Origin of the sequence: Mesorhizobium sp. M7A.F.Ca.CA.001.10.2.1 (assembly GCF_003998575.1) — a bacterium.
Lineage (GTDB): Bacteria > Pseudomonadota > Alphaproteobacteria > Rhizobiales > Rhizobiaceae > Mesorhizobium.
Genome location: NZ_RZQY01000726.1, coordinates 1 through 2,895, shown reverse-complemented (window position 1 = coordinate 2,895; position 2,895 = coordinate 1). Strand labels below are relative to the sequence as shown.

The window sequence follows — 2,895 nt, the reverse complement described above, 5'->3', positions numbered from 1 at the left end:
AGACAGCCTAGAAAGGCCGGAATACCGAAATTACCGACGCAGGAGACGAAGGCGAGTGCGGCGGCGGCCATGATCGACGGCGTCATCAAGGGCAGCACGATGGTGACCAGCACGGTGAACCAGCCGGCGCCGCCCGCCCGCGCCGCTTCGACCAGCTCGCGCGGCAGCTTGCGCAGGCCGGCGCGCACCAGCAGGAAAACCAGCGGCCCATACTGCACGCCGAGCAGCAGGATGATGCCCAATGTCGAATAGAGCGGATTCCTGGTACCGAGCGGCGGTGCCGCCCCGAACAGCTTGAGGAACGGGCTTGCCGGGCCGAACAATTGCAGCCAGGCCAGCGCCGTCACCTGCGGTGCGATCATCAAGGGCATGACGTAACAGAGCACCATGGCGCTGCGAGCGCGGATATCGGTCAGAGTGACGAGGACGGCCACCAGCGTACCCGACAACACCGCAAGCAGGGTGCCGCCGATACCGACGACCAGTGTGTGCCAGGTGGCGACCCAGGTCGCCGGACTGGCGAGCCCCGCCTTTATCGCGACGGCCGACAGCGTGCCGCCGGGTGCCACGATCTCCTTGATCAGGCGCAGCATCGGCAGCAGCGAAAGCAGGACGATGACGATGGCCACCGCCGCCGTCAGGACCATTTCCTGGCCCCGGCTTTCCCTGATCCGTGTTGACATGATTGCTTTTCCTGGGATCGATCAGCCGATGCGCTCGGGTTTCGCAGTCGGCATGCCGCTAGGGGGGCATGCCGACTGGATTGCCGGCTCAGCCGCCGAACAGTTCCGAGAACTTCGCCTTGTCGGCGTCGGTCTTGGCGACGATTGCCTTGGTGTCGAACGACATCACCTTGACCTTGACGCCTTCCGGCAGCCATTCGGGGCGGCCGACCGAGGCGCGCGCCGGCAGATAGCCCATCGAAAGCGCAAGCTTCTGGCCGTCATCGGAAAGAATGAAGTCGACGAACTTCTTGGCGCCATCGACATTCCTGGCGGTCTTCATGATGGCGACCGGTTCGGTCACTGCCGGCACACCTTCCGAGGGGAACACGAACTCGACCGGGGAACCCTTCTTCTTGGCGTTCATCGCCATGAAGTCGACGAGGATGCCATAGGGCTTCTCGCCCGATGCCACCGACTTCAGCACCGCACCATTGCCGCGCACGCTGACGGTGTTGTTGGTCTTCAGCTTCTGGAAGAAATCCCAGCCATAATTGGTATCGCCGACGAAGCCCGAAAGCAGGTAGGCGGCCGCACCCGAATAGAGCGGGCTCGGCATGACCAGGCCATCTGCATAGGCCGGCTTGGCGAGATCTGCCCAATGCTGCGGCTTCTCGGTCGCCGCGGTGTTGTAGACGATGCCGGTGGTGATCAGCTTGCTGCCGAAATAGGTCTTGCCGGCATCATAGGCATCCGCTTCGATGCCTTCGAGCTTTGCCTCGGGATAGGGCAGCAGCCGGTCGTCCTTCTTCAACAGCTCCATCGAGACCGCATCGGCGATCAGAAGCACGTCGGGCTGCGGGCTGCCGGCGGCAAACTCGGCCGCCATCTTAGTCAGGATATCGCTCGTTCCCGAGCGATAGATATTCACATCGATACCCGGCTGTGCCTTCTTGAAGGCATCCACGGTCTTGGCCGCGTCGGCTTCCGGCTGGGACGTGTAGAGCGTCAGTGTTTCGGCGTTTGCCACGCCGGCAAACAAAGTTGCCGCGAGTGCCAGCTGGCTGGCCAGCAGCTTGATGAAGTGCGTCTTCAATGAGACCTCCTGTCTTGTCTGTGCATGACCGGTCCGGCTCTGGCCGGCTCCCCGTCTCTTCCTCCCTGCACGGCGCATATGACTGGTGGATGACACAGCGCGTGAAACCCACAAAATATGTTCATATGTACGATGTCAATTACAAATGAACAGAAATGTGCGACAATCGACACGCCGAAGATCCGGCATCAGTTGACATCCGGCCGGTGTTTCCTTGATGAGCACCGGGCAGGCCACGGCTCATGAGGGACAGGAACCGATGACCACAGAAAAACCCAGACAGGCTCGCCTGCCGATGGTCTCGTCGGACCTTAACGTCAAGACGGCATGGCTCTACTATGTCGAAGGTTTCACCCAGGAACAGATCGCCGAAAAGCTCGATGTCTCCAGGGTGAAGGTCATGCGTACGCTGGCCTCCTGCACCGCCGAGGGCATTGTCGTCACCATGATCAACGCGCCGACCGCCGGACAGGTGGCGCTCGAGCGGGAACTGGAAAAGCGCTGGGGTCTGAACGCCGCCGTCGTCATCCCGACGCCGTCGGGGCATGACCATCTGGAGAAGGCCATCGGCCATGCCGTCGCGGCCTACCTCGGCGAGCAGATGCAGGACGGCATGACGCTGGCGATCGGTGGCGGCGCGACCCTGCATGCCAGCCTCGGCTTCCTTGCCCGCCGGCAGCTGAAGCGTGCCTGCGTGGTGGCGCTCGTCGGCAGCCTGCCGCACTCGCAATGGATCAATCCATCGATTGTCGCAGCCAAGGTCGCAGACGTCTTCGAGGTCGACAGCTACCAGATCACCGCGCCGGTGACGGTCGACAATTCCTCGCTGCGCGATCTCCTCTGGGCGCAGCCGACCCTGCAGGATGTGCGCCAACGCGCGGCCGCCGCCGACATCGCGCTGCTCACCGTCGGCGACATGTCGCCGGACGCCACCATCTTCCGGCATGGCATCGTGCCGTCATCGCTGATCGCTCCGCTGAAAGCGAAGGGCGCGGTCGCCAACATGCTGTGCTATTTCGTCGATGCCGCCGGCGGGCTGGTCGACCACGAGGTCAACAGCCGCGTCATGGCCATCGATCTCGATGTGGTCAGCAACGTGCCTAATGTCGTTCTTGCCGCGGGCGGCAAGCGCAAGGT

General features: G+C 62.9%; 3 protein-coding genes. 1 reads left to right on the top strand and 2 read right to left on the bottom strand.

Annotation, left to right across the window (positions count from 1 at the left end; genetic code table 11):
• Positions 1-683: iron ABC transporter permease (locus tag EN964_RS30710; RefSeq protein ID WP_164776100.1), on the bottom strand; the 683-nt coding region annotated here is incomplete at its 3' end.
• Positions 684-771: 88 nt separating this feature from the next.
• Entirely contained in the window at positions 772-1,758 is a 987-nt protein-coding gene (locus tag EN964_RS30705; protein ID WP_127272592.1) for an ABC transporter substrate-binding protein, read from the bottom strand.
• Positions 1,759-2,017: 259 nt separating this feature from the next.
• Between EN964_RS30705 and EN964_RS30700 the strand changes: the two genes are divergently transcribed.
• Positions 2,018-2,895 (top strand): sugar-binding transcriptional regulator (locus EN964_RS30700; protein WP_127277151.1); only part of this gene is annotated, 878 nt, incomplete at its 3' end.